Source organism: Streptomyces sp. NBC_01224 (genome assembly GCF_036002945.1).
Lineage (GTDB): Bacteria > Actinomycetota > Actinomycetes > Streptomycetales > Streptomycetaceae > Streptomyces.
On sequence record NZ_CP108529.1, the window covers coordinates 2,964,627 to 2,990,310 of the forward strand.

Below are 25,684 nucleotides of genomic sequence, written 5' to 3' on the forward strand. Positions count from 1 at the left end.
TCAGTGGCCCTTGGCGAGAGCGCCCTGGATGTAGCTGCAGGTCAGCAGGACGAACACATAGGCCTGGACAGCTTGGATGAAGAGCTCGAAGGCGGTCATCACGATGACCATCACGAACGAGACACCCGCGTAGGCGAAGCCGATGCCGTTGAGCAGGTACCAGCTGGCGATCGTGAAGAGCAGCAGCAGCGTGTGGCCCGCGAACATGTTGGCAAAGAGCCGGACGGCGTGCGTGAACGGCCTGACGAGCAGGTTCGAGAAGAGCTCGATGGTCATCGAGAGCGGCAGGACCGCGCCGAGGCTCTTGTCGTAGCCCGTGAAGTTCTTGAAGGCTCCGACGAAACCGTGCTTCTTGAAGGTCAGGCTGACCCACAGGACGTACACGATGGCGGCGAGCGCGGCCGGGTACGCAATGATCGCCGTCACGGGGAACTGGGCGACCGGAATGATGGACCAGAGGTTCATCATCCAGACGAAGAAGAACAGAGAGACCACAAGCGGGACGTACTTCTCGCCCTCGCGCTTGCCGATCGTCTCGTAGACGACACCTCTGCGTACGAAGTCGTAGCCGGCCTCGGCCACCATCTGCAGCTTGCCCGGAACCAGCTTCGGCTTGGCGAAAGCCGCCCAGAAGAAGCCGACGATGATGATCGAGCCGAGCAGCGCCAGCAGCATCGTCTTGTTGAAGTACAAGTTGCTGTCCCCGTTGCCCCAGAGGGGCTCGAACAGGAACGAGTGCAGGCCGGGAGCCGGGAAACCACAACCGGAGAAGATGTGGCAATCGGTCTCGAAGGCGAGCACCTGTGTCGGGTCAGCACTCACCGCGGGCTCCTTCAGCGTGGCGCATAGGTACGGCAACCTCGTTGTGTCGGCGCGGCGCGCAGCCGCGGTTCGGCACTGGACTGGTGTATCGGATGTGTGGGCGGCAGTCAGGCATTGAGCCTCGCGATCGAGCAGGCGTCAGCTCACATGCCCGCGCCCGCAGTGCCGCAGTTGGAACCGGACGATAGCAGGGTCGTGAACCCGCGTTTATCCCGCCCCTACCCTTCACGACTTCGACCCCGTGTTCTTGGGCTTTTCACCCTTGTCGGCCTCGGGTTCGACGTAAAGGATCTTGGCCTTCATGTGTGCGCGCGCCTGTGCGGCGATCCACACGAGCGTGGTCGCGACCAACGTGATCGCAAAGGCCTTCGGGTTGAACATCGTGGTGTTCTTGAAGGCCGCGACGAAGATGAACAGCAACAGGAGCTGTGCCGTGTAGAGCATCAGCCCCATCGCCTGGAACAGCTGCGGGAAGGACTTGGCGGTCCGTTGCAGGACCACGAGTCCGACCCCCATGAAGAGAATCACCACGATCGTCGCGACGACCGCACCCAGGGCTCCCTTGCCGCCGGCCACGCCACCACTGATCGCGGCGGCAACAGCACCGGCGACGGCGGTGGGTACGGCGGTTTGGAGGAGACTCCGGGCGTCGTTGGACGGCATGGCGGCAGCTCCGCTTGCAGGGGGTGGGCAGTGTGTCGTCATGGACGAGCGTAGGCCCGGTCCGAGTCGATGCCTCGGGCCGACGGACCGTGCTACTCAGGTCCTTCGGCTCTGTCACCGGGCTTCGTGAACGGTATCACAAACTATTTGATGAGGTCTTTACCAAGAAAGTGTGCTTGCTGTCACACATGAGAGTGAATCTGCGCGTGTGAGCAAGGCAACTCGAAAAATTGTCTGGTATTGCCCCTCGATGACCGAATCGTCAGTGCGGGGAATCGGCCTTATCTCTGTCCGAAAAACGCGAACGGGGGCCGATGGCAGTCGCCCCGTTGACGCCGGAGACTCCCACGACGATCGGGGCCCGCTCCCGGAGCTCGCTCCCCTCCTGCCCCATCTGCGCTTCCAGCGGCCCCTGTTGGGCCTCGTGCGCAGATGAGGGTTCCGCCTCGGGCACCTCGCCCTCGCTGCGGCGTCGGCGGTAGCGGGGCGGTACGAAGCGTTCCGCCCAGTACGGCGCCCGCGGGGTGAAGCGGGGCATCAGCAGCAGTACGAGGCCCAGCGCGCTCAGCCCCATGATCACCAGCACGATCCACAGGGACGCCGAGTGCACGGAGTAGCCGACCGCGCCGAAGGCGATCAGGGCCGACCAGAAGTACATGATCAGCACGGACCTGCTGTGCGAATGGCCGATCTCCAGCAGCCGGTGGTGCAGATGGCCGCGGTCCGCCGCGAACGGCGACTGGCCGTTCCACGTGCGCCGCACGATCGCCAGCACCAGGTCGGCGGCCGGGATCGCGATGATGGTCAGCGGCAGCAGCAGCGGGATGAAGACCGGCAGCATCGCGTGGGTGGCCTCGCGCTCACTGCCGGCGAAGAGCTTCATCGTGTCCGGGTCGACCTGTCCGGTGACCGAAATCGCACCGGCCGCGAGCACCAGGCCGATCAGCATAGAACCCGAGTCGCCCATGAAGATGCGGGCCGGATGCATGTTGTGCGGCAGAAAGCCCAGGCACATGCCCATCAGAATCGCCGTGAAGAGCGTCGCGGGGGCTGCCGCCTCGATCATGTGCCCGTACCAGAGCCGGTACGTGTACAGGAAGAACGCGGCGGAGGCGATGCACACCATGCCCGCCGCGAGACCGTCCAGGCCATCGACGAAGTTGACCGCGTTGATGGTGATGACGACGAGGGCGACCGTGAGCAGCGTTCCCTGCCACTGGGTGAGCGCGACGGTGCCGACGCCGGGGATCGGCAGCCACAGAATCGTCAGGCCCTGGATGACCATGACCGCGGCGGCGATCATCTGCCCGCCGAGCTTGATCAGTGCGTCGATCTCGAACTTGTCGTCCAGAACACCGATCAGCCAGATCAGCGCGGCCCCGGAGAGCAGCGCCTGCGGTTCGTTGGAGAGCTGGAAGACGCTGTCGAGGTTGTACAGATGGTCCGCGACGATCAGTCCGGCGCACAGTCCGCCGAACATGGCGATGCCACCGAGCCTCGGTGTCGGTTCTCGGTGGACGTCACGCGCACGGATCGCGGGCATCGCCCCGACCGCGATGGCGAACTTGCGCACCGGGCCGGTCAGCAGATAGGTAACCGCGGCCGTGACACAGAGCGTCAGCAGGTAATCACGCACGGGCTGCCCCATAGATTTCGCCGGCCATCTCAGCCCACACTTTAACTACGTCGGGCTCATGGTCGAGGACACGGAGGCCGGGCCGATGGTTGCACGGAGCACGTCTACCCCGGATAGGGCGGATATTTCCGGGCCAGTTCCTGAACCTCCGCGCGGATGTCGCCCTCCTCACGTACCGCCGCTCCGACGAGCACCGCCAGCCGTGCCATGTCGGCGTCGTCCATGCCCTGGGTGGTGACGGCCGCGGTTCCGAGTCTGATGCCCCGGGCGTCCCCGTACGGAAGCGCACAGGTGTCCAGCACCAGGCCCGCCCCTGCCAGCCGGGTGCGGGCAGTGGGTCCGTCGACGCCCATCGGAGCCGGGTCCGCGACGATCAGGTGGGTGTCCGTGCCGCCCGTGGTGACCTCGAAGCCCTCGGCCTCCAGACCTGCGGCCAGCACCCGGGCATGGGCCACCACCCGATGGGTGTACGCGGCGAACGCCTCAGTGGCCGCCTCCCCGAACGCGACGGCCTTCGCGGCCACCGTATGCATCTGCGCGCCGCCCTGGGTGAACGGGAAGACCGCCCGGTCGATCCGCTCGGCCAGCTCCGCACCGCACAGGATCATCCCGCCGCGCGGACCGCGCAGCACCTTGTGCGTGGTCGCGCAGACCACGTCGGCGTACGGGACGGGGCTCGGCGCCGCTCCCCCGGCGATCAGCCCCATCGGATGCGCGGCGTCGGCGATGAGATAGGCGCCCACCTCGTCGGCGATCTCCCGGAACAGTTCGTAGTCGGGATGGCGGGGGTACGAGATCGAGCCGCTGACGATCGCCTTGGGGCGGTGCGCACGGGCCAGGGTGCGCACCTGCTCGTAGTCGATCAGGCCGCTCTCGGAGTCCACCCCGTAGCCGACGAACTCGAACCAGCGGCCGGAGAAGTTGGCGGGCGAGCCATGGGTGAGATGCCCGCCGTACGGGAGTCCCATCGCGAGCACCGTGTCGCCGGGGCGCAGCAGTGCCGCGTACGCGGCGAGGACGGCGGAGGAGCCGGAGTGCGCCTGGACGTTGGCGTGTTCGGCGCCGAAGAGCGAGGTGGCCCGCCGGCAGGCGATGCGTTCGGCGGCGTCGGCCTGCTCGCAGCCGCCGTGGTAGCGGGCGCCGGGGTAGCCCTCGGCGTACTTGTTGGCGAGCGGTGAGCCGAGGGCGGCGAGGACCGCGGGCGAGGTGAAGTTCTCGGCGGCGATCAGCTGCAGGGTGCTCGACTGCCGGTGCAGCTCCTCCAGCAGCACGGCGGCGATCTCCGGGTCCTCCCGGAGCAGGGCGCCGAAATCCTGCGGCAGGGCGGCCTGGGCGGCGAGGGTGGGTGCGGCAGGAGTGGTGACCGGCATCTGACGGCTCCGGGCCTGGGGAGGGGTGCGTTGACTCACCACCAATGTAGGCCCGTGACGGGCCCCCTGCCTGCTGTGCGGCGACACCGTACACCCGTTGGGCCCCCTGGTACCCGGCCCGTGTGTACGGCCGTCAGAGTGGCGCCGGCGCGAGGTTCAGTGCGGGGCGGGTACGCCGGTCAGTGCGGTGACGACCGGGTCGAGGGCCTGGTTGATCTCGTCGCCGATGGACCGGAAGAACGTGATCGGGGCGCCGTACGGGTCGTACACCTCGTCGGCCTCGGCGGTGGGGGCCAGCAGCCAGCCGCGCAGCGCGGCCGCGGCACGGACCAGTGCGCGGGCGCGCTCGACCACACCCTCGTCGCGCGGGTCGGGCAGCGTGGCGTGGTCTATGGCCCGGACCAGCCGGGTGAATTCCTTGAGGGTGAAGGTCCGCAGGCCGGCCGAGTGCCCCATCGAGATCACTTGTGCCCGGTGGTCGCGGGTGGCGGTGAGCACCAGGTCGGCACGGATCACGTGCTCGTCGAGCAGTTCCCGGCCGACGAAGCCGGTGGTGTCGGCGCCGAAGTCGGCGAGGACGATCTCGGCGTTGGCCTCCATGGGGGCGCCTTCGTGGCCCCAGGTGCCCGCACTCTCCACGATCAGTCCGCCGCTGAGTGGATCGCCGAGGCGGTCCACCAGGGCGTGCCGGGTCAGCCGCTCGGTGATCGGTGAGCGGCAGACATTGCCGGTGCTGACGTGGAGGATGCGGAAAGTGTCGGCCTGCCCCGCTATGCCACGCCCCTCAGGGGCGGTCAATTGGCCACCTCGAGGTCGGGTACCACCTTGCGGAGTTCCTCGACGGAGAGCGCACCGGCGCGCAGCAGTACGGGGACCTTGCCGGTCACATCGACGATCGACGAGGGCACGATGCCGGGCGTCGCGCCGCCGTCGAGGTAGACGGAGACGGAGTCGCCGAGCATCTCCTGGGCGGCGTCGCAGTCCTCGGGGGCCGGGTGTCCGGTGAGGTTGGCGCTGGAGACGGCCATCGGGCCGACCTCGGTGAGCAGCTCGATGGCGACCGGGTGCAGCGGCATCCGGATCGCGACGGTGCCGCGGGTGTCCCCGAGGTCCCACTGCAGCGACGGCTGGTGCTTGGCGACGAGCGTGAGGGCGCCGGGCCAGAAGGCGTCGACGAGCTCCCAGGCCTGCTCGGAGAAGTCGGTGACCAGTCCGTGCAGGGTGTTCGGGGAGCCGATCAGGACGGGCGTCGGCATGTTGCGGCCGCGGCCCTTGGCGTCCAGCAGGTCGGCGACGCCCTCGGAACTGAAGGCGTCCGCACCGATCCCGTACACGGTGTCGGTGGGCAGCACGACCAGTTCGCCGCGGCGGACGGCCGACGCGGCCTCACGCAGACCCGTCGTACGGTCGGTCGCGTCGTTGCAGTCGTATCGCCGTGCCATCAGCCGGCCTCCTCAAGCATGTACGGGTATGGCGGGTACGGGTCGTGCGGGTGGTGGCCGCCGGTCACGGCATGGCCTTGCGGGCCGTGGCGAACCGCGGCCGGTTGTTCAGGTCGGGATGGTCGGCCGCATCGGCCCAGCCGCGTTCCTCGGTGAAGATCCACGGCACCTGGCCGCCCTGGGTGTCGGCGTGCTCGATGACGACCAGGCCGCCGGGGCGCAGCAGGCGGTGTGCGGTGCGTTCGATGCCGCGGATGGTGTCGAGGCCGTCCTCGCCGGAGAAGAGGGCCATCTCCGGGTCGTGGTCACGGGCCTCGGGCGCCACGTACTCCCATTCGGTGAGCGGGATGTACGGCGGGTTGGAGATGACCAGGTCGACCTGGCCGTCGAGTTCGGGAAGGGCCGTGAGCGCGTCTCCGTGATGGACGGTGACCCGCGACCCCTCGGCGTTCTTCCTGGTCCACTTCACGGCGTCGTCGGAGAGCTCGACGGCGTGCACGCGCGAGCGGGGAACCTCCTGCGCCATGGCCAGGGCGATGGCGCCCGATCCGCTGCAGAGGTCGACGATGAGCGGCTCGACGACATCCATCGCGCGGACGGCGTCTATCGCCCAGCCGACGACCGATTCGGTCTCCGGGCGGGGGACGAAGACACCGGGTCCGACCTGGAGCTCCAGGTAGCGGAAGAAGGCGCGTCCGGTGATGTGCTGCAGCGGTTCGCGGGCCTCGCGGCGGGCGATGGCCTCCCAGTAGCGGGCGTCGAAGTCGGCGTCCGGCACATGGTGCAGCTCGCCCCGCTTGACGCCGTGCACGAACGCGGCGAGCTCCTCCGCGTCGAATCGCGGTGAAGGGACACCGGCGTCGGCCAGCCGCTGGGTGGCCTGGGCCACCTCGGCGAGCAGCAGGTTCATCGCGGTTCTCCGTACGGGGTTACGGGCGGGGCGGACTCGGTCTTATGCGGCGGCGAGCTTGGCGGCGGAGTCGGCGTCGACACAGGCCTGGATCACGGAATCCAGGTCGCCGTCGAGCACCTGGTCCAAGTTGTACGCCTTGAAGCCGACGCGGTGGTCCGAGATCCGGTTTTCCGGGAAGTTGTACGTACGGATCTTCTCGGAACGGTCGACCGTACGCACCTGGCTGCGTCGTACGTCCGAAGCCTCCTGCTCGGCGGCTTCCTGGGCGGCCGCGAGCAGTCGCGAACGCAGGATACGCATGGCCTGCTCCTTGTTCTGGAGCTGGCTCTTCTCGTTCTGGCAGGAGGCGACGACACCGGTCGGCAGGTGTGTGATGCGGACCGCCGAGTCCGTGGTGTTGACGGACTGGCCACCGGGGCCCGAGGAGCGGTAGACGTCGATACGGAGATCGTTGGCGTGGATCTCGACGTCGACCTCCTCGGCCTCGGGTGTGACGAGCACACCGGCGGCCGAGGTGTGGATACGGCCCTGGGACTCGGTGGACGGCACCCGCTGCACGCGGTGCACCCCGCCCTCGTACTTCAGCCGGGCCCACACGCCCTGGCCGGGCTCGGTGGCGCCGTTGCCGCCCTTGGTCTTCACGGCGACCTGGACGTCCTTGTAGCCGCCGAGCTCGGACTCGGTGGAGTCGATGATCTCGGTCTTCCAGCCGACGCGCTCGGCGTAGCGCAGATACATCCGCAGCAGATCGCCGGCGAACAGGGCGGACTCGTCGCCGCCCGCGCCCGCCTTGATCTCCAGGAGCACGTCCTTGTCGTCGCTGGGGTCGCGCGGGACCAGGAGGAGGCGGAGCTTCTCGGTGAGCTCTTCGCGCTGCTTCTCCAGGTCCTTGACCTCGGCCGCGAAGTCGGGGTCGTCGGCGGCGAGCTCGCGCGCCGTCCCGATGTCGTCCCCTGTCTGCTTCCAGGAGCGGTACGTGCCGACGATCGGGGTCAGCTCGGCGTAGCGCTTGTTGAGCCTGCGCGCGTTGGCCTGGTCGGCGTGGACCGCCGGGTCCGCGAGCTTCTTCTCAAGATCGGCCTGTTCACCGATCAGTTCCTCGACCGCCTCGAACATCTTCGGGCTCCTGGTTTCTTCACTCAAACGTGCCTGCTGGACGGCGTGATGCTGTCCGGGCCCGGGTACGGGGACGGCCCGTACCACGGGCCGGAAAAAAACGCCGGTCTCGGCGCCCCCGGGAAGAGGGCGCCGAAAACCGGCGCAGTGGCTCGCTACTTGCTGGCGGAGCCGGCAGCCTTGCCGAAGCGGGCCTCGAAGCGGGCCACACGGCCACCGGTGTCGAGGATCTTCTGCTTGCCCGTGTAGAACGGGTGGCACTCGGAGCAGACGTCGGCGCGGATGGTGCCGCCGTCGATGGTGCTCCGGGTCGTGAACGACGCGCCACAGGTGCAGCTGACCTGCGTCTCGACGTACTCGGGGTGAATGTCGCGCTTCAAGGGTTTCTCCTAGGTTCGGGAGGGCGCCGGGTCGTACGCGCGGATTGCGCGTCCGTGAACCGGGGCCGACGTACCAGTCTGCCAGGACTGGCCGTATCTCCCAAAACCGGGGGCGGGCCGCAACTATTCCCGGCCCGCCGTGTCACTGGACGATGCCGCCCGCGACGCCCTTGTCGCCCGCCGACTTCTCGGTGGCGGAGGCGGGGATGGCCTTGTCGTGCTTGAGCGCCGTCCACACCTGCTGGGCGGACTCCTCCAGCGGTACGACGCGGTTCGGGTCGGCCGGGTCGTACTGCACGGGCAGGGTGACCATGTGGACGTTCTTCGAGCCGAGCCCCTTGAGGCCGTTCGCGAAGCCGGTGAGCTGCGTGACCGAACCCAGGTCGGAGTCGGTGGTGATGGCCTTTGTCGCCGTGTCCGCGAGGTCGAAGAGAGTCTTCGGGTTCGAGAACACCCCGACGCTCTTGGCCTGTTCCATCAGCGCCTTGATGAACGCCTGCTGGAGCTGGATGCGGCCGAGGTCGCTGCCGTCGCCGACGCTCTTGCGGGTGCGGACGAGGCCCAGCGACTGCTCGCCGTCGAGCGTGTGGGTGCCGGGTTCGAGATTCAGATGGCTCTTGGAGTCGTTGATCGCCTTGGTGGTGGTGATCTTCACGCCGCCCAGCTCGTCTATGAGCTTCTTGAAGCCGGTGAAGTCGACTTCGAGGTAGTGGTCCATGCGGATGCCGGACATGGACTCGACGGTCTTGACCGCGCAGGCCGGTCCGCCGACCTCGTACGCCGTGTTGAACATCGCGCGCTGCTCGCCCGCGACGCTCTGCCCCGTGGTGTCACTGGTGCAGTCGGGGCGGGTGATGAGGGTGTCGCGCGGGACGGAGACGACGGAGGCGCTCTTGTGGCCCTTGTTGATGTGCACGACCATCGCGGTGTCGGAACGGGCCGTGCCCTCGTCGGCGCCGTACTTCGAGTTCGCGCCGGAGCGGGAGTCCGAGCCGAGTACGAGGATGTCCTCGGAGCCGTTGTCGATGTTGTCGGGGCGGTTCTTTCCGAGCGCCGCGTTGATGTCGACGGCCTTGAGATTGCCGTTGAGCTTGAAGTAGGCGTATCCGAGCCCGCCGCCACCGACGACCACGGCACCGGCCAGGGTCCAGACGGCGATCAACGTCGCCCTGCGGCGACGGGAAGGCCTCTTCCGGCGTTTGCCGGTGGGGCGTATTCGGCCGCCGCTCCCGCTCTGCTCGGTCATCCGTCTCCTTCTGTCTCAGCTTCTCCCGGCCAGGGCCTGTCCGGCCCCGATCCGCCGGACAGGCCCTGGCCCCTGCAGCGGTGTTCGGGCACTGCTTCTGTCGGCTTTGGCGACTTGTCGCCACTTCGTACGACGTCGCGGCACGAAGAAGGGTTGCACAGCGACCTGTCACGCCCACGTGAGGACAAAAGGGACGCGTGACCTTGATGAACAGCTGGTGATCCCGCGCTCACCTGCGGTTTCTTGCCAGGTACAGACATCGTGGTGACCTCTGTCGTCGTGGCGGTTGTGTGGCGAAGGTCTCGGATCGGTCGAAAGGGTCGAATCGACTGCGTCACATTCGCGGGCCCTACGACGCAGGGCCGCCCCCGTCACCGGAGTGACGAGGGCGGCCCTGTGATTCAGCCGATCCGGGTACGACGTCAGTCGTTGCCGTTGCCCGGAGCCGGCGTCGTCTTCTGGATCTGGAGCAGGAACTCCGCGTTGGACTGGGTCTTCTTCATCCGGTCCAGGAGGAGCTCGATCGCCTGCTGCTGGTCGAGCGCGTGCAGCACCCGGCGCAGCTTCCAGACAATGGCCAACTCGTCGCTGCCGAGCAGGATTTCTTCCTTACGGGTGCTGGACGCGTCGACGTCCACCGCCGGGAAGATGCGCTTGTCCGAGAGCTTCCGGTCGAGCTTGAGCTCCATGTTGCCGGTGCCCTTGAACTCCTCGAAGATCACCTCGTCCATGCGCGAGCCGGTCTCGACGAGCGCGGTGGCCAGGATGGTCAGCGAACCGCCGTCCTCGATGTTGCGCGCGGCACCGAAGAAGCGCTTCGGCGGGTACAGCGCGGTCGAGTCGACACCACCGGACAGGATGCGGCCGGATGCCGGGGCGGCGAGGTTGTACGCACGGCCGAGGCGGGTGATCGAGTCCAGCAGGACGACCACGTCGTGACCCAGCTCGACGAGACGCTTGGCGCGCTCGATGGCCAGCTCGGCGACGGTGGTGTGGTCCTCGGCGGGACGGTCGAAGGTCGAGGAGATGACCTCGCCCTTCACCGACCGCTGCATGTCGGTGACCTCTTCCGGACGCTCGTCGACCAGGACGACCATCAGGTGGCACTCGGGGCTGTTGACGGTGATCGCGTTGGCGATCGCCTGCAGGATCATGGTCTTGCCGGTCTTCGGCGGGGCCACGATCAGGCCTCGCTGGCCCTTGCCGATCGGTGCGACCAGGTCGATGATCCGCGTCGTCAGGACGTTGGAGTCGGTCTCCAGACGGAGCCGGTCCTGCGGGTAGAGCGGGGTCAGCTTCTGGAACTCCGGGCGTCCGCGACCGGTTTCGGGCGCCATGCCGTTGACCGAGTCGAGGCGGACCAGCGCGTTGAACTTCTCGCGGCGCTCGCCGTCCTTGGGCTGGCGCACCGCACCGGTGACGTGGTCACCCTTGCGCAGGCCGTTCTTGCGGACCTGGGCGAGCGAGACGTATACGTCGTTCGGGCCCGGCAGGTAGCCGGAGGTCCGGATGAACGCGTAGTTGTCGAGGATGTCCAGGATGCCCGCGACGGGGATCAGGACGTCGTCGTCGGAGACGGGGACCTCGCTGGCGAAGTCCTCGCGGCCACGGCGGCCACGGCGGTCGCGGTAGCGGCCGCGACGACCGCGACGACCGCCTGCCTCGTCGTCGTAACCGTCGTCCTGCGGGCCGCCGCCCTGCTGGCCCTGGCCCTGGCGCTGCTGGCGCTGGCCGCCCTGCTGGCCCTGGCCACCGCCCTGCTCGTCGCCCTTGCCGCGGCGATCACGCTGACGGTCGCGGCGCTCCCCGCGCTCCTGACGGTCGCCCCGCTGGCCGCGGTCCTGGCGGTCGCCCCGACGGCCCTCGGCCGTGTCGGCGGCGGCTTCGGCCTTGGCGTCGGCGCGGTCGTCGCTCTTCGGCTCGGCCTGTGTCTCCGCCTTGACCTCGGCGGCCGGCTTGCCCTCCGCCTTGCTCTCCGGGCTGCCCGCCTGAGCGGTCGCACGGCGCCGACGACGCTCACCCGTGGGCTGGTCGTCACTGGCCGGCTGGCCGGGGATGTCGATCTGCTGCTGCGCGGCAGCCTTCTCGGCGGGCGCGGCGGCCGCGGACTCGTCCCCGGTGCGCGCCTTGGAGGTGGCACGGCGCTTCGGCTTCGTCTCGGCATCCGCGGCGGGCGCGGCGGCCTTGGGCGCGGCGGAGCTACCGGCCTGCGCCTCCTTGATGACCTCGATCAGCTGGCCCTTGCGCATACGCGCAGTGCCCTTGATGCCGAGGCCGGACGCGACCTGCTGCAGCTCGGCCAGGACCATGCCGTCAAGGCCGGTGCCGGAGCGGCGGCGCCGTGCGGTGGTGCCAGTGGCAGCACCTTCGGCGGGCGCGGCGCTGTCGACGCTCTTGTCGGCAGTCACGCCCATCAGATCGGTGGTGTCGCTCACGAAGGGTCCTTCCCTGGAGCGGACGTCGGCCTTCTGGCTCGGCGACCGGTTGTGCTGTCCGACTGCGGTCTGTGATCTTGCGGATCGCGGACCGTGCCGGGGCGGTGGTCCGCCGGGTACGGCGGAGAGATGAAGGTGTGCAAGGGTCCGGCGCGAGCATCCCCCTGCTCGGCCCACTCCTGGACAAGCGAGGGGTGTCGTGCCGGTTCCGGAGCGTGCACGAAACTGCTCAGGCAGGCTGCTCAGGCAGTTGGGGAGGCTCCCGGAAGAATTGGTGGTCCCGGAAAGGGACACGAAGCAACGCGCCACATAGACGTCGGTTGCAGACTTGAGGTTAACACTACCGGCTCCAACAAACATTCCCCCTCTCACTCACCGGCAATCACTTCTCGGCTACGGGGCGAGCGGCAGCACACTCGCACCCGGGGCGTCGAGAGTGAGCCGATCGGCCGCCCATCCCTCGCCCGCCAGCTGTGCGACCTTGTCGGCCGCACCGTCCTCGGCCAGTGCGAGCACCGTCGGCCCGGCACCGGAGATGACTGCGGGGACGCCGTCGGCGCGCAGTCGGTTCACGAGTTCCACGCTCTGCGGCATCGCCGGGGCGCGGTACTCCTGGTGCAGCCGGTCCTCGGTGGCGGTGAGCAGCAGCTCGGGGTGTCGGGTCAGGGCCTCGACGAGGAGCGCGGAACGGCCTGCGTTGAAGGCGGCGTCGACATGCGGCACCGTGCGCGGCAGCAGTCCGCGGGCGGTCTCGGTCAGGACCGGCTTGCTCGGGACGAAAACCACCGGAACGATGGAATCTGCGGGATCCATCCTGATGGCGCGGGCCGATCCGCCGTCCATCCAGGCAAGTGTGAACCCACCGAGCAGGCAGGCCGCGACATTGTCGGGGTGGCCCTCGATCTCGGTGGCGAGTTCCAGCAGTGCGGCGTCGTCGAGCCGGGCGTCACCGCCGGTCGTCACGGCGCGCGCGGCGACGATGCCGGCGCAGATGGCGGCGGAGGAGGAGCCGAGGCCGCGCCCGTGCGGGATGCGGTTGGCGCAGACGATCTCCAGGCCGCGGGGCTGTCCGCCGAGCAGGTCGAAGGCCGTGCGCATGGAGCGTACGAGGAGGTGGCTCTCGTCGCGGGGCAGCGTGTCCGCGCCCTCACCCGCGATGTCGATGTGCAGTCCGGAGTCCGCCACGCGGACGACGACGTCGTCGTACAGCCCCAGCGACAGGCCGAAGGCGTCGAAACCCGGGCCCAGGTTGGCGCTGGTCGCAGGGACGCGCACCCGGACGGCGGCGGCTCGGAAGGCGGGACCGGCCATCGCTTAGACGACTCTCCTTGTGAGACAGCGGGGGTGGTGAAGCGTTTTCTCGATGCTGGCGGGAGGTCGTGGCGGCGGGGAGTGGAATTCCGGGGAACCCGACGGCCACAACGGCCCTTGCACCGCGGCAGATGCGGCGGGGCGGGTTGGGTACAGCTTATCGAAGGAAGGTTCTGTCGCGACATAGGGCGCACAGGAGGCGCACGAGGCGTGTCGCCCGCCTCCTATGCGCTCTCCGCCCCGGAAAGGGGCGGTTGAGCTGGGTTCTTACCGACAGGTGAACGGGGCTCCTGCCGACGGCGGGCCGGGCTCCCGCACAGGGGTGCCGGACTCTCACCGACAGCCGACCAGCCCGGCTCCTGCCGACCGGCCCCAGGGCCTACGCGAGGCCCAGCTTCTCGGCGGCGGTGGCCGCGTCGACCGGGACCGTGACCGGCTGCGGAGCGCCCGCGACGGCCCAGTCGGGGTCCTTGAGCCCGTTGCCGGTGACCGTGCAGACGATCTTCTGACCCGGGTCGACCTTGCCCTCTTCGGCGGCCTTCAGCAGACCGGCGACGGATGCGGCCGAGGCGGGCTCGACGAAGACACCCTCCTGGGCGGCCAACAGCCGGTAGGCGGCCAGGATCTGGCGGTCTGTCACCTCGTCGATGAAACCGCCCGATTCGTCCCGGGCGTCCAGCGCGTACTGCCAGGAGGCCGGGTTGCCGATCCGGATCGCGGTGGCGATGGTCGACGGGTCCTTGACGATCTCGCCGCGGACGATCGGCGCGGAGCCGGAGGCCTGGAAGCCCCACATGCGCGGGGTGTGCGTGGACATGCTGTCGCCCGCGTACTCCTTGTAGCCCTTCCAGTACGCGGTGATGTTGCCCGCATTGCCGACCGGGAGGACATGGATGTCCGGGGCGTCGCCGAGTGCGTCGACAATCTCGAACGCGGCGGTCTTCTGACCCTCGATACGGACCGGGTTGACCGAATTGACCAGCGCCACCGGGTAGTTGTCCGAGAGCGAGCGGGCCAGCGTCAGGCAGTCGTCGAAATTGCCGTCGACCTGGAGGATCTTGGCTCCGTGCACGAGCGCCTGGCCCATCTTGCCGAGCGCGATCTTGCCCTGCGGCACGAGGACGGCGCAGACCATGCCGGCCCGCACCGCGTACGCGGCGGCGGAGGCGGAGGTATTGCCGGTGGAGGCACAGATGACAGCCTGTGCGCCCTCCTCCTTGGCCCGGGTGATCGCCATCGTCATACCGCGGTCCTTGAAGGAGCCGGTGGGGTTGGCGCCCTCGACCTTGAGGTGCACCTCGCAGCCCGTGCGCTCGGAGAGGACCTGAGCGGGGACGAGCGGTGTACCGCCCTCACGAAGCGTGACGACCGGCGTCGCGCTCGTGACCGGAAGGCGGTCCCGGTACTCCTCGATGATGCCGCGCCACTGGTGGGTGCCCTTGCTGGTCATGGGTCCTTACTCCCCTTCAACACGCATGATGCTGGCGACACCGCGCACGGTGTCGAGCTTGCGCAGCGCTTCGACGGTCGCCGAGAGGGCGGCGTCGGGCGCGCGGTGGGTGACGACGACGAGGGATGCCTCGCCACCACCGCCCGCCCGTCGCCCGCCGCCACCCTGCTCGATGGCGACTTCGTCACCGCTGCCTGAATTCCGGCCTTGCTGGCGTACCGTATCGATGGATACGCCCTGTTCGGCGAAGACCGTCGCGACCTGGGCGAGTACGCCGGGCTTGTCGGCCACGTCGAGGCTGATGTGGTACCGCGTGACGACGTCGCCCATGGGGCTGACCGGCAGGCGCGTGTACGCGGACTCGCCGGGACCTGTGGCCTCGTTGAGTTTGTTGCGGCAGACCGCGACGAGGTCGCCGAGGACCGCGGAGGCGGTCGGCGAGCCACCGGCGCCGGGACCGTAGAACATGAGCTGTCCGGCCGCCTCGGCCTCGACGAAGACCGCGTTGTACGCCTCACGGACAGAGGCCAGCGGGTGGCTCAGCGGGATCATCGCCGGATGCACACGCGCGGTGACGGACTGGCCGTCGGCGGCACGCTCGCAGATGGCGAGGAGCTTGACGGTGCAGCCCATGCGGCGGGCCGAGGCGATGTCGGCGGCGGTGACCTCGGTGATGCCCTCGCGGTGCACATCACCGATCCTGACCCGGGTGTGGAAGGCGATACCGGCGAGGATCGCGGCCTTGGCGGCGGCGTCGAAGCCCTCGACGTCGGCGGTCGGGTCGGCCTCGGCGTATCCGAGGGCGGTGGCCTCGTCGAGCGCCTCGGAGTATCCGGCCCCGCTCGTGTCCATCCGGTCGAGGATGAAGTTGGTGGTGCCGTTCACGATGCCGAGGACCCGGTTGACCTTGTCACCGGCGAGAGACTCGCGCAGCGGCCGTACGAGAGGGATGGCGCCGGCCACGGCGGCCTCGTAGTAGAGGTCCCGGCCGTACTGCTCGGCGGCGGCATGCAGCGCGGCGCCGTCCTCGGCAAGCAGCGCCTTGTTGGCGGAGACGACGCTCGCGCCGTGCTCGAAGGCGGTGGTGACGAGGGTACGGGCGGGCTCGATGCCGCCGATGACCTCGATGACGACGTCGATGTCGCCCCGTTTGACCAGGGCTGTCGCATCGGTCGTGATCAGTGCGGGGTCGATCCCCTCCCGCACCCTGGAGGGCCGGCGCACGGCGACACCGGCGAGCTCGATGGGCGCGCCGATGCGCGCGGCGAGGTCGTCGGCGTGCGTCGTCATGATGCGCGCCACCTCTGAGCCGACCACTCCACAGCCCAGCAGCGCCACCTTCAGCGGACGCGTACGCATCATCCGACCTCGTTTCCTTTACATCTGATGTGTGGACCAGTCTCACTCACCGGACGGGAGTTTCTGTCACTCGTCCGGATCCTGAGACATCTATTTCATCAGCCGACATCGAGACGCAGGAGATCTTCCTCCGTCTCGCGCCGGACGATCACTCGCGCCTCCCCGTCGCACACGGCGACGACCGGCGGGCGCAGGGCATGGTTGTAGTTGCTCGCCATGGAGCGGCAGTACGCGCCGGTGGCGGGCACGGCGATCAGATCGCCGGGCGCCAGGTCGGACGGCAGGAACGCGTCCTTGACCACGATGTCGCCGCTCTCGCAGTGCTTGCCGACGACGCGCACGAGCATCGGCTCGGCGTCCGAGGTGCGCGAGGCGAGCGCGACGCTGTACTCGGCGTCGTAGAGCGCGGTGCGGATGTTGTCCGACATGCCGCCGTCGACGCTGACGTACGTACGCAGCCCCTCCAGGGGCTTGATGGTGCCGACCTCGTACAGCGTGAACGCGGTGGGGCCGACGATGGCGCGCCCCGGCTCGACGGAGATCCGCGGGGTGGCGAGCCCGGCCGCCTCGCACTCGCGGGTGACGATGTCACCGAGCGCCTTGGCGATCTCGTGCGGCTCGCGCGGGTCGTCCTCGGAGGTGTAGGCGATGCCCAGCCCGCCGCCCAGGTCGATCTCGGGCAGCTCGATGCCGTGCTCGTCGCGCACCTCGGCAAGCAGTTGCACCACACGCCGGGCCGAGACCTCGAAGCCGGCCATGTCGAAGATCTGCGAGCCGATGTGCGAGTGGATGCCGATGAGCTCGAGCCCGTCGAGGGCGAGCGCCCGGCGCACCGCCTCGGCGGCCTGTCCCCCGGCCAGCGCGATGCCGAACTTCTGGTCCTCGTGGGCGGTGGCGATGAATTCGTGGGTGTGCGCCTCGACGCCGACCGTCACCCGGATCTGTACGCGCTGCCGCTTGCCGAGCCGCTGCGCGATGTGCGCGACCCGGGCGATCTCCTGGAAGGAGTCGAGCACGATCCGCCCGACGCCGACGGTTACCGCCCGCTCGATCTCCGCGACGGTCTTGTTGTTGCCGTGGAAGGCGATGCGCTCGGCGGGCATCCCGGCGTCCAGTGCGCAGGTCAGCTCTCCCCCGGAGCAGACGTCGAGGTTGAGCCCCTCTTCCTTGAGCCAGCGCACGATCGCCCGCGACAGGAACGCCTTCCCGGCGTAGAACACATCGGCGTCCCGCCCGAAGGCATCGGCCCAGGCCCGGCAGCGGGCCCGGAAGTCGCTCTCGTCGAGGAAGTACGCGGGGGTGCCGAACTCCTCGGCCAGTCGCGTCACTTCGATCCCGCCGACGGTGACCGCACCGTCCTCGTCACGGGCGACGGTACGGGCCCAGACCTTCTCGTCCAGGACGTTGAGATCGGCGGGCGGGGCCGTGTAGTGCCCCTCCGTCATGACATCGGCGTGACGGGGCCCGGCGGGGTGTGCGGATCGGCTCATCGTGTTGCTCTGCTCTCTCGGGTCTCTCAGAGGACTTCGGGTGCGCTGATGCCGAGCAGGGACAGGCCGCCTGCCAGCACCGTCCCGGCTGCTTCGGCGAGGGCGAGCCGGGAGCGGTGGGCGGCCGAGGGTTTCTCGTCACCGACGGGGAGCGGGGCGGCGCCGTCGTGGAAGTCGAAGAAGGCCTGCGCGACCGCTTCCAGCTGCCGGGCGAGCCGGTCGGGCTCACGGTGGCGGGCGGCGGCGGCGAGCACACCGGGATGGTCGGCGAGGAGTGCGCCGAGCACGGGCGCGTCCACACTCTCCTCGTAGGCGCCACAGAACCCGAGCTGCTGAGCGTTCCGGCTCAAGGCCCGGGTCCGGGCGTACGCGTACCGCACCCGGAACAACGGATTGCTTTCCTGCTGCACGAGGAGCTCATCGCTCCCTGTGCACCGGGCCCGGTCGTGCGGGGCGGCCCGCAGCAGTGCCCAGCGCGCGGCGTCGCTCCCGAGCCGCGCGAAGAGATCGCGGTCCGCGGCGGGCACGGGCACCACATGCAGCGTCTCCCCGCTGGCCGCCCGCGCCCCGACTTCCGCCCCCTGAGACCGGAGCAGCCGCTCGACGGTCTCGGTGACGACACGGGCGCGCACCTCCTCGACGAGTACGAACGAGGCGGATACACCGGCGAGGGCGTCCCCGTGCCCGTACTCGGTACCGCTCGCCCCAATGGCGCCGACAAGGGCGGCCAGGCCGTCGTCACCGTCCAGGGTGAAGTTCAGGAACCCGGGCCCGGTGACCTCGACACCACTGATCCCCGGCGCCCCCTGCACCCGCTCCCGAAGAATCTCGGCCACATCCCTGGCCGGCAGCGCGGCGGGTTTGGCCAACTGGAGGGCGACGGCAGTGGCGTAGTCCCCACGCCCGCCCGGTCGTGTCCGCTCCACCCGCACGCGCGCGGGCACGGGCGCGCGCAAGGCGTCCTCGTCGACCGCGCGGCGCACGGCGTGCAGCACGGTCCTGGAGAGATCGGCGGGGGTCACAGGACAAGCGTATGGGAGGAAGGGGGGCGCCCCGCGACCCGGTTTCGCCATGCGGTCACCCTGCGGCGCTCTCCGCCCTCCCGGCGCCGTGTCTGCCGTCGACCGACGACGGGTCCTCCCTGTCCATCAACTGCCGTACGAGCCGCACCAGCTCGCTCGGCTCGAAGGGCTTCGCCAGGAACGCATCGACGCCTGCGGCGACCCCGCTGTCCACCTCGTAAGGCGTACACGCACTGATGACCGCCACGGGCAGATGTCTGGTCCGCGGATCGGAGCGCAATCTGGTGGCGGTCTGCAGACCGTCCAGCCGGGGCATGACGACATCGAGCGTGATCACATCGGGACAGACCCGATGCACCAGATCCAGACACTCGACACCATCGGCCGCGGTCACGACCTCGAAGCCCTCAAGCTCAAGATTGACCCTGATCAACTGCCGGATGACCTTGTTGTCGTCGACAACAAGCACGCGGCCACACGCCCCTGACACACTCCGAGAGTAGGCGGGGTGTAGGGGCTGCGTCCGGGTTTTGCCTATTTCCGACCCCGGACGAGTGGCGCAGGGGGTGGCCGGATACACCCAGGACCGCCCCTACTCCCCCTCTGCGCGGCCTGTACCGCCGCCTCCGACAGCACGGAAATACCTGTTCACGGACACCCTGCGGAAGCTGGTAGTGTTTCTCCCGTCGCCGCGTAACGCAGCGATACGCCCCCGTAGCTCAGGGGATAGAGCATCGGCCTCCGGAGCCGTGTGCGCAGGTTCGAATCCTGCCGGGGGCACTTCGATCGAAGTGCCCGAAGACCCCGTCACCAGCGGAAACGCTGAGGCCGGGGTCTTGGCGTATGCACAGGCATGTGCAGCGCTGTTCGTGGACAGGATCTTGGAGTGTCTGCCCAGGTCGAAGCAGCTGCCTCGGACGCGGGCACCGCCCGGCGTGCCAGTCCCGCTCCAGATCCGCTGCGTCGAATACGCTGCGAAGACGTCCAACCTGACGTCCTTGATATTGCGTACACACAACGGACTACCGCGCGGCGGCGGCTCTTCACGTCGGCCCGGATGGCGCGGCTGCCGAGTGCAGGAAGGGGTGTGGCATGAGGTCCCCAGGCGTGCAGCTGCGGGAGATCACCGACGACAACCGGGATGCTGTTCGTGCCCTCCGCGTCCGGCGTGGCCAGAAGCAGTTCGTCGCCTCCGTGTCCAAGTCGCTCAAGGAGGCGACGAAGAAACCAGAGGCCAATCCCTGGTACCGCGCCCTGTACCGCGACGACGAGCCGGTCGGCTTCGTGATGCTGTCGTGGAAACCGCCGGCTGGTCCTTACCAAGGGCGGCACTTCATCTGGCGCCTCCTCGTCGACAAGCGGTACCAGGGGCGAGGGATCGGCCGAGAGGCGCTCACGCAGATCACCGCCCTGGTTCGCGCGGACGGCGCCACCGAGCTGCTGACCAGCTACGAGCCCGGCGACGGCGAACCGTGGCCCTTCTATCAGAAGTTCGGGTTCGAGCCCACCGGGGAGATCGACGACGGCGAGATCGTTCTGCGGCTCACCTTCCCCACTCGGTGAGCTCATACGGAAAGCCAACGGCCGATGACGCGCGGCTGAAACACGACGAAGCCCCCCGCCCATGCAGGCTGGGGGCCAACGTCGGATGCACGTGACCACTCGTATTCACGCAGCAACTCTTCGTCTCGGCAATACCAGCGGGATTCCTGAATGCCGCAGAGCGATGCTCCCCCCTCCGGTTGAATGACCTTGTGTCACGGAAGACAGGATTCAACGAGAACGACCTGCGTGCGCTGGCCGGTCCGCGCTCCTTCGAGCGGGGCCAGGGATACGTGGATGCGGTGACCGCCGTGGAAGTGGGCGACAGCTGGATCACGGCCACGGTTCATGGGACGGACGCGTACGCGGTGGAGCTGTCCCTCGGCGGACCCGGCAGGCTGGGTGGGGAGTGCGACTGCCCCTACGGCATGGAAGGCAACTTCTGCAAGCACCTGGTCGCACTCGGCCTGACCGCGCTCGCCGAGGCGGCTGCGCTGCCGCAGCAGCGCAGCCGAGCCCGGAGTCGTGCGCAGAAGCTGGACGTGTGGCTGGCCGGACTGTCCAGGGACGAACTCCTCGCCCTTGTCCGGGAACAGATCGCCGAGGACCGGCAGGTACGCCGCCGCCTGGAACTGCGGGCGGCGAGCGCCCGCGGGGACCTGGCCGAGGTCCGTACCCGGATCCGTGAACTCCTCGATATCACTCCCTTCGCCCGGTACGGATACGTCGAGTACGCCGATGCCCGCGCGTATGGCGAACAAGCCGCGCAGGCGGTGTCCTCGATCACCGCGCTGACCTCCACCGGGCGGGCCGAGGACGCGATCCACCTGTCGCGGGAGGCGATGCGGCTGCTGAGCGAGGGGCAGGACGGCATCGACGACTCCGACGGGCAGCTGGGCGAGGTCGGGGCCGCTCTCTCCGAAGCCCATCTCAACGCATGCCGTACGGCTCGTCCGGACCCGGACGAGACCGGGCGGTGGCTGGTCCGGCATGTGCTCAGTGACCTGGACGACCTGACCGGCGTCGACCCGCTCGACTACACGGATGTCCTCGGAGAGCAAGGCATGGTCACCGTACGGCAGCTGGCTGTCGAGGCGTGGCGCGGCAACCGTACCGGGTGGGCGGAGAAGTATCTGATGGAGCGGCTGGCCAGGGCGGGCGATGATGTGGACACCGTGGTCGCCGTTCACGCTGCAGACCTGGCGCCCGACGGCAGCACCCACCTGGTCATCGCCCGCGAACTGGACACCGCGGGCCGTCCCGACGAGTCCCTCCGGTGGGCGGAGCGCGGCGTTGAGGAAGCGTCTGGCCCCGTTACCCCCGACATCGCCTTGGTGGATTACCTCTGCGACCGGTACACCCGCGCGGATCGGCTCTCCGACGTCGTCGCCCTGCGCCGCGACACCCTCGCAGCCCGCCGTTCCCTGACCGCGTACCAGCAGCTGCGTACGGCGGCGCAGGCGGCTGACCGTTGGCAGGCAGAACGTGAGCGAGCTCTCGCGCTGCTGCGGGCCGATGCGCAACAGCGGCAGCGGTCCTGGTACGGCGGGCCTGTCCTGATCGACGCCCTGCTCGACGACGAAGACATCGCCGCCGCCTGGCAGGCCGCGACCGAGACCGGCGCCCACGACCGGCAGTGGCTCGCCCTCGCCGACCAGGCACGCGCCTCTCGTCCCTCCGACGCGCTCCGCGTCTACCTGCGCCTGACCGAACCTCTCACGAAGCAGACCGGCAACACGATCTACGAGCAGCTGACCAGCCTGCTCTTGAGCATCCGCGACTGCCACCGCCGCCTGGGCACCGAGGACGAGTTCATGTCGTACGCCGCTGCCCTGCGAGCCGCCCAGAGGCGCAAGCGGAATCTCATGCGGCTCCTCGACCAGCACGGCCTGTGACCCCGCCGGCCGCACGAACACCTGTGGGCACGGAGGACGGAATACCTCGGTCCGATGCGACGGACGAGCGGCTGCGGGTCGGCTCGGGCCGTGCGGTCTACGGGTCCATGTCCTCCGAACCGCCGGAGCCGATCTGTTCTGCTCGCAGTGCCAGGTCCTGCAGTACGTCGGCGGAGGTCACGTCCGTCTGCCCGGAGTCGTGCACCTGGGCCAGCATCGCGAAGGCCAGGGTGAACGCGCCGACCAGTTGCTCCACCGCGCCGCCGACCTCCCGGCCGACAAGGACCGCTACCTCTTCGATCGAGGCGTCCTCGGGGATCGTGATCCGGGGCATCGTCTCGTTCAGGAGCGCGGTCACCACGCTCGGATCGGTTTCCACATCTTCGCGGTCCACGTTCTCTTCGAGGAGCCGGCGGATCTCGCCCGCCTCCGTGAGGATTCCCACGACACGCTTCACCACTTCACTCTGCTCCATCCAGCGAGCATAGGCGGGGAGCCGTGCGGCCTGTGGTCGGTCGGTCTTTCGCGCTTTCGTGCCTCCGCCGGTCCGGGGTCGGACCGGGGAACCGCAAGGGGCGGCCGAGCGTGCTCCAGTAGGGGGGACGCGACTGCGGGGCATCTTGGCCATGTACGGTGACCGGCCCCGGCACTTCGGCCAAAGGACCCTCGTGGACTGAGTGTCGACCGTGATAGTCGTTGTGATCGACGCAGTGTTCTACCTGCTGCCGTCGCTGATCGCCTTCAACCGGAGCAGCGGGGACCGGTGGTTGGTCCTGGTCGTCAATGTTGTCTTCGGCGCGACTCTCCTGGGCTGGGTTCTGGCCCTCTGTCTGGCGCTGCGCAGGCCCAGGGTGTCAGCCGCGGCGTGATGTCCGTGCTCGCGAGCCGGATGGCGGGCCTCGGCGGCTCGGCCGGCCGGTGAAGCCGGGGGCCTGGGGCCTGGGGGCAGACATCTTGGGCCCCGCTCCGGCCCGGATTCGTACGCGACCTATCGTGACGCCATGCATATGCAATCTGCGGCTCGACGGATCGGTAAGGCGCTGGTCGTGACCGTGATCGCCGCCGCCCTGTCCCATCTCTTACTGTCCGATGGCCTGTCACTGTCCCAGTGGCAGCAGGCGGCGACGAATGTGGGTGGTGATCTCGGTGGTTCCGGGGACACCGCGTTCTCGGCGGCGATCGTCAACACCCTGCTGGTAATGCCCGCCGTGCTGTGGGCGGGGATGCGGCTGTTGCGGGAGCGTCGCGTGTATCTGACCGTGGCCGTCGGCACCATCGGCTGGTTCGTCACCGTCGGCCATTACATCGATCAGCTCAGTGACAGGCCGGACATCGTGATGCCGCTCGGGCCCCTGGCGCTGTTCATCGCCGTCACCGCCCTGTCCTCTGTCGTCCTCCGGCCGCAAGAACGAGTGAATCCGGGAGCGCTCTCCTCAACGTCGGCTCAGACCGTCGAAGAACGAGCCATCGGATCTGTCGGGCGCGAGGCGGCGTAGCAGCACCTGCGGCGCACATCCAGACGCTGGAAGCCGGGATCAGGACGCTTCGGCACCGCCTGTCCCTCCCCATCGGTGAGCAAGGAACGAAGCGGGCCGCAGGCGGCTACCGCTCCAAGGGCGAGTGGTCCCACAAGTCCCGCCGCCTCGCCTCACTGGAGGCACGACATGCGGCCGTTGTGGCCGACCAGCGGGGCCGGGCCGCCTCGATACCGGTTCGGTGCCAGTCGCGAGTCGTCGGGCGGCGGACGGACCTACAGGCGTCCGGATTGACACTGTTCGGGGCGTCGTGGATGGTAATCCAACCGGGTGCGGTTCCAGGCCCGATAGCTCAACGGTTGGGGGGCCGACGTGAGTTGGGACGATCAGCTTCGTTTCGGGGCAGGGAATACGCCTTCGCCGCCACCCGCTTCCCCGCCGCATCCCCCACCTCCCCCGCCTCCTGGCCGGCCGCCCACGGTCGGGCCGCCGCCGCCGGGGAGTGTTCTGCGCTCCTTGGCCGTGGGGCTGCTCAATCTGAGTGGGTTCGGGCTCGGCTATGCGCTGATGCGGTGCTGGTTCAGGACGGTTCTGTGCTGGGCGGCGACCGGTGCGCTGCTGCTCGTCGCGCTGCCGGCCGATCCCGACGGGGTGGCCGGCGGGCTCGTCGTCGCGTATCTCGTCGTGCTGGTCCTGGCGGCCGTGGACGGGGCGCGGATCGCCCGGCGTCGCACTGTCGGCGGGTCGTGGCGGCCGATGGTGGCGGCCGTGGTCGGCCTGGTGCTGCTGGCGGTGCCTGCGGGGGGCGTGGTGTTCTACGGCTCCACGCAGGACGAGGCCGTCGAGCAGATGCTGCTCGACCGGCTCGACAAGGGTGACAGGACCGTCGAAGCGGCTTCGGCCAAGACCTTCGGCGCCGCCCGGGGCGACTACCGGTCGGCGCTCGCCGTCTACCGCGAGCTCGGCGAGAAGCACGCAGGGTCCAGGGCCGGGGAGCTCGTACCGAAGCGGCTCGACGCGTACTACCGGTCGGTCTCGGCGCCGTACCGGCAGAAGAAGCACTGCGAGGCCATCGAGCCGCTGACCTATCTGCGGACCGTGCCCAAGGAGATCGACCCGAAGCTGCTCGGCGATCTCGTCGGCTACCCCGACGTTCCGCTGGCCACCTCGCTGTACGAGTGCGGGGTGTCCAAGCTGGGTAACCCGGCAGCCGGTACGGAAAGCCGTGACCTGGACGAACTGCTGCGTACGTTCCCCGGCTCGGCGCAGGCCGAGAAGGTGGGTCCGGCGGTCTCCGGGAAGATCTCGGAGCAGAGCGGGGCCGTACGCGGGAGCAATCCCTGCGCGGCCACGGAGACACTGCGCCGGCTCCGCGCGACGGCTCTCGCACTGCCGGACAAGTCGGTCTCGGCGCTGGCCAGGAATGCCGACGGCGCCATCGAGAACGGCATCTACGCCTGCGGACTCGCGCAGTTCAAGGACAAGCGGTTCGGCGAGGCGCGGCAGACGCTGACGGAGTTCGCCGCCACGTACAAGAAGGACAAGCGCAGGGCGCGGGCCCGGGACATCGCCGTCGCCGCCGAGATCGCCGACACACGGCCGGCGGCCGGCAAGCACCTGCCGCCCTCGGGCCGGCCGGGCGGGGCCCGGATGCAACTCGTCATCAGCAATGACGCCCCCGACGGGGTCGAGATCCTCTACACCGGGCCGGTGACAGGGAAGGTCAGCATCGGGGGGTGCGGCAGTTGCAGGTCGTACTCCTGGGTGAGCGGGTCCCTGTCGGCCTGCAAGGCCAAAGGCAAGAGCTATCCGCATGCGACGCTGTGGCTGCCCGCGGGTGAGTACCACTTCCTGTACAAGCACCGAGGGGGCTCGTCCAGCACGAGTGTCACGAGCTATGCGGACGGTTCGAGGATCCAGCCCGGGTATCGGTACACCGGCTGCACGTATGTGACCAGTTCGACCTCGCTCGGCACCGGCCCGAGGGACTCGGTTTCGAACACCTGAGGGCCCATTTCCGCAGATTCTCCGTGAACTACCCCATCACCACGGCCACTTGGTCGATTCTTGGTGAATACATGCCCCCTGCATGAGGCGTTCCTCGCCAGAGTGGCGCA

At 69.0% G+C, this 25,684-nt stretch carries 23 protein-coding genes and 1 tRNA gene; 6 read left to right on the forward strand and 18 right to left on the reverse strand.

The genetic code is table 11. The features are described 5' to 3' along the window. From atpB to OG609_RS12725, 17 genes are all read right to left on the reverse strand, one after another. Entirely contained in the window at nt 1-822 is an 822-nt protein-coding gene (gene atpB / locus OG609_RS12645; protein ID WP_327272892.1) for a F0F1 ATP synthase subunit A, read from the reverse strand. Between the two features lie 225 nt (nt 823-1,047). Continuing rightward, the gene (locus OG609_RS12650) at nt 1,048-1,485 is read right to left on the reverse strand and encodes a hypothetical protein (RefSeq protein ID WP_327272893.1); all 438 of its coding nucleotides are present in this window, start codon (nt 1,483-1,485) and stop codon (nt 1,048-1,050) included. A 262-nt stretch (nt 1,486-1,747) separates the two neighbouring features. Further along, nucleotides 1,748-3,133, reverse strand: coding sequence for an MraY family glycosyltransferase (locus tag OG609_RS12655; RefSeq protein WP_327272894.1), 1,386 nt, complete (start codon nt 3,131-3,133; stop codon nt 1,748-1,750). Nucleotides 3,134-3,225: 92 nt separating this feature from the next. Further along, on the reverse strand, nt 3,226-4,491 hold the full coding sequence (gene glyA, locus OG609_RS12660) for a serine hydroxymethyltransferase (protein WP_327272895.1): 1,266 nt from the start codon (nt 4,489-4,491) through the stop codon (nt 3,226-3,228). Nucleotides 4,492-4,647: 156 nt separating this feature from the next. Then, complete coding sequence (locus OG609_RS12665; RefSeq protein ID WP_327272896.1) at nt 4,648-5,289, reverse strand: arsenate reductase/protein-tyrosine-phosphatase family protein; 642 nt, start codon at nt 5,287-5,289, stop codon at nt 4,648-4,650. Continuing rightward, nucleotides 5,286-5,933 carry an L-threonylcarbamoyladenylate synthase gene (locus OG609_RS12670; protein WP_266357932.1) on the reverse strand — a complete coding sequence of 216 codons (648 nt, stop codon included), beginning with the start codon at nt 5,931-5,933 and terminating at the stop codon, nt 5,286-5,288. Before OG609_RS12670 ends, OG609_RS12665 begins: the two co-directional genes overlap by 4 nt. Before the next feature lie 64 nt (nt 5,934-5,997). Continuing rightward, nucleotides 5,998-6,843 carry a peptide chain release factor N(5)-glutamine methyltransferase gene (gene prmC, locus OG609_RS12675; RefSeq protein WP_327272897.1) on the reverse strand — a complete coding sequence of 282 codons (846 nt, stop codon included), beginning with the start codon at nt 6,841-6,843 and terminating at the stop codon, nt 5,998-6,000. Between the two features lie 42 nt (nt 6,844-6,885). Next, complete coding sequence (gene prfA / locus OG609_RS12680) at nt 6,886-7,962, reverse strand: peptide chain release factor 1 (protein ID WP_327272898.1); 1,077 nt, start codon at nt 7,960-7,962, stop codon at nt 6,886-6,888. Between the two features lie 155 nt (nt 7,963-8,117). Next, on the reverse strand, nt 8,118-8,342 hold the full coding sequence (gene rpmE / locus OG609_RS12685) for a 50S ribosomal protein L31 (RefSeq protein WP_019764351.1): 225 nt from the start codon (nt 8,340-8,342) through the stop codon (nt 8,118-8,120). 142 nt (nt 8,343-8,484) lie between these two features. Beyond that, on the reverse strand, nt 8,485-9,588 hold the full coding sequence (locus tag OG609_RS12690; RefSeq protein ID WP_327272899.1) for an LCP family protein: 1,104 nt from the start codon (nt 9,586-9,588) through the stop codon (nt 8,485-8,487). A 422-nt stretch (nt 9,589-10,010) separates the two neighbouring features. Further along, nucleotides 10,011-12,023: a transcription termination factor Rho gene (gene rho, locus OG609_RS12695; RefSeq protein WP_327272900.1), complete on the reverse strand. Its 2,013-nt coding sequence runs from the start codon at nt 12,021-12,023 to the stop codon at nt 10,011-10,013. Nucleotides 12,024-12,416: 393 nt separating this feature from the next. Beyond that, nucleotides 12,417-13,334 carry a homoserine kinase gene (thrB, locus tag OG609_RS12700; RefSeq protein ID WP_327272901.1) on the reverse strand — a complete coding sequence of 306 codons (918 nt, stop codon included), beginning with the start codon at nt 13,332-13,334 and terminating at the stop codon, nt 12,417-12,419. Between the two features lie 379 nt (nt 13,335-13,713). After that, entirely contained in the window at nt 13,714-14,784 is a 1,071-nt protein-coding gene (thrC, locus tag OG609_RS12705) for a threonine synthase (protein ID WP_327272902.1), read from the reverse strand. Nucleotides 14,785-14,790: 6 nt separating this feature from the next. Further along, a complete protein-coding gene (locus OG609_RS12710; RefSeq protein ID WP_327272903.1) occupies nt 14,791-16,146 on the reverse strand; it encodes a homoserine dehydrogenase in 1,356 nt (451 codons plus the stop codon). Nucleotides 16,147-16,241: 95 nt separating this feature from the next. Then, complete coding sequence (gene lysA, locus OG609_RS12715) at nt 16,242-17,633, reverse strand: diaminopimelate decarboxylase (RefSeq protein WP_327272904.1); 1,392 nt, start codon at nt 17,631-17,633, stop codon at nt 16,242-16,244. Nucleotides 17,634-17,659: 26 nt separating this feature from the next. Then, on the reverse strand, nt 17,660-18,655 hold the full coding sequence (gene nrtL, locus OG609_RS12720) for an ArgS-related anticodon-binding protein NrtL (protein WP_327272905.1): 996 nt from the start codon (nt 18,653-18,655) through the stop codon (nt 17,660-17,662). A 55-nt stretch (nt 18,656-18,710) separates the two neighbouring features. Beyond that, nucleotides 18,711-19,145, reverse strand: coding sequence for a response regulator (locus OG609_RS12725; protein ID WP_327272906.1), 435 nt, complete (start codon nt 19,143-19,145; stop codon nt 18,711-18,713). Nucleotides 19,146-19,363: 218 nt separating this feature from the next. Here OG609_RS12725 and OG609_RS12730 point away from each other — a divergent pair. From OG609_RS12730 to OG609_RS12740, 3 genes are all read left to right on the forward strand, one after another. Further along, nucleotides 19,364-19,435, forward strand: a tRNA-Arg gene (locus OG609_RS12730). Between the two features lie 312 nt (nt 19,436-19,747). Further along, nucleotides 19,748-20,218: a GNAT family N-acetyltransferase gene (locus OG609_RS12735; protein ID WP_327272907.1), complete on the forward strand. Its 471-nt coding sequence runs from the start codon at nt 19,748-19,750 to the stop codon at nt 20,216-20,218. A 191-nt stretch (nt 20,219-20,409) separates the two neighbouring features. Beyond that, complete coding sequence (locus tag OG609_RS12740; protein WP_327272908.1) at nt 20,410-22,092, forward strand: SWIM zinc finger family protein; 1,683 nt, start codon at nt 20,410-20,412, stop codon at nt 22,090-22,092. 97 nt (nt 22,093-22,189) lie between these two features. Here OG609_RS12740 and OG609_RS12745 read toward each other — a convergent pair whose 3' ends face one another. After that, the gene (locus OG609_RS12745) at nt 22,190-22,567 is read right to left on the reverse strand and encodes a hypothetical protein (protein ID WP_327272909.1); all 378 of its coding nucleotides are present in this window, start codon (nt 22,565-22,567) and stop codon (nt 22,190-22,192) included. 223 nt (nt 22,568-22,790) lie between these two features. On the opposite strand from OG609_RS12745, the gene OG609_RS12750 reads away from it, so the two are divergent. From OG609_RS12750 to OG609_RS12765, 3 genes are all read left to right on the forward strand, one after another. Beyond that, nucleotides 22,791-22,961: a superinfection immunity protein gene (locus OG609_RS12750; RefSeq protein ID WP_327272910.1), complete on the forward strand. Its 171-nt coding sequence runs from the start codon at nt 22,791-22,793 to the stop codon at nt 22,959-22,961. Between the two features lie 177 nt (nt 22,962-23,138). Continuing rightward, the gene (locus OG609_RS12755; protein ID WP_327272911.1) at nt 23,139-23,588 is read left to right on the forward strand and encodes a hypothetical protein; all 450 of its coding nucleotides are present in this window, start codon (nt 23,139-23,141) and stop codon (nt 23,586-23,588) included. 501 nt (nt 23,589-24,089) lie between these two features. Beyond that, entirely contained in the window at nt 24,090-25,574 is a 1,485-nt protein-coding gene (locus OG609_RS12765) for a hypothetical protein (protein WP_327272912.1), read from the forward strand. Nucleotides 25,575-25,684 lie beyond the last annotated feature (110 nt).

Excerpts from the sequence above, each read along its gene's own strand:
- OG609_RS12735 (WP_327272907.1), top strand. The coding sequence starts at position 19,748 with ATGAGGTCCCCAGGCGTGCAGCTGCGGGAGATCACCGACGACAACCGG.
- glyA (WP_327272895.1), bottom strand. The coding sequence starts at position 4,491 with ATGCCGGTCACCACTCCTGCCGCACCCACCCTCGCCGCCCAGGCCGCC.
- prmC (WP_327272897.1), bottom strand. The coding sequence starts at position 6,843 with ATGAACCTGCTGCTCGCCGAGGTGGCCCAGGCCACCCAGCGGCTGGCC.
- lysA (WP_327272904.1), bottom strand. The coding sequence starts at position 17,633 with ATGAGCCGATCCGCACACCCCGCCGGGCCCCGTCACGCCGATGTCATG.
- OG609_RS12710 (WP_327272903.1), bottom strand. The coding sequence starts at position 16,146 with ATGATGCGTACGCGTCCGCTGAAGGTGGCGCTGCTGGGCTGTGGAGTG.
- OG609_RS12745 (WP_327272909.1), bottom strand. The coding sequence starts at position 22,567 with ATGGAGCAGAGTGAAGTGGTGAAGCGTGTCGTGGGAATCCTCACGGAG.
- thrC (WP_327272902.1), bottom strand. The coding sequence starts at position 14,784 with ATGACCAGCAAGGGCACCCACCAGTGGCGCGGCATCATCGAGGAGTAC.
- OG609_RS12690 (WP_327272899.1), bottom strand. The coding sequence starts at position 9,588 with ATGACCGAGCAGAGCGGGAGCGGCGGCCGAATACGCCCCACCGGCAAA.
- thrB (WP_327272901.1), bottom strand. The coding sequence starts at position 13,334 with ATGGCCGGTCCCGCCTTCCGAGCCGCCGCCGTCCGGGTGCGCGTCCCT.
- prfA (WP_327272898.1), bottom strand. The coding sequence starts at position 7,962 with ATGTTCGAGGCGGTCGAGGAACTGATCGGTGAACAGGCCGATCTTGAG.
- OG609_RS12650 (WP_327272893.1), bottom strand. The coding sequence starts at position 1,485 with ATGCCGTCCAACGACGCCCGGAGTCTCCTCCAAACCGCCGTACCCACC.
- OG609_RS12655 (WP_327272894.1), bottom strand. The coding sequence starts at position 3,133 with ATGGGGCAGCCCGTGCGTGATTACCTGCTGACGCTCTGTGTCACGGCC.
- OG609_RS12670 (WP_266357932.1), bottom strand. The coding sequence starts at position 5,933 with ATGGCACGGCGATACGACTGCAACGACGCGACCGACCGTACGACGGGT.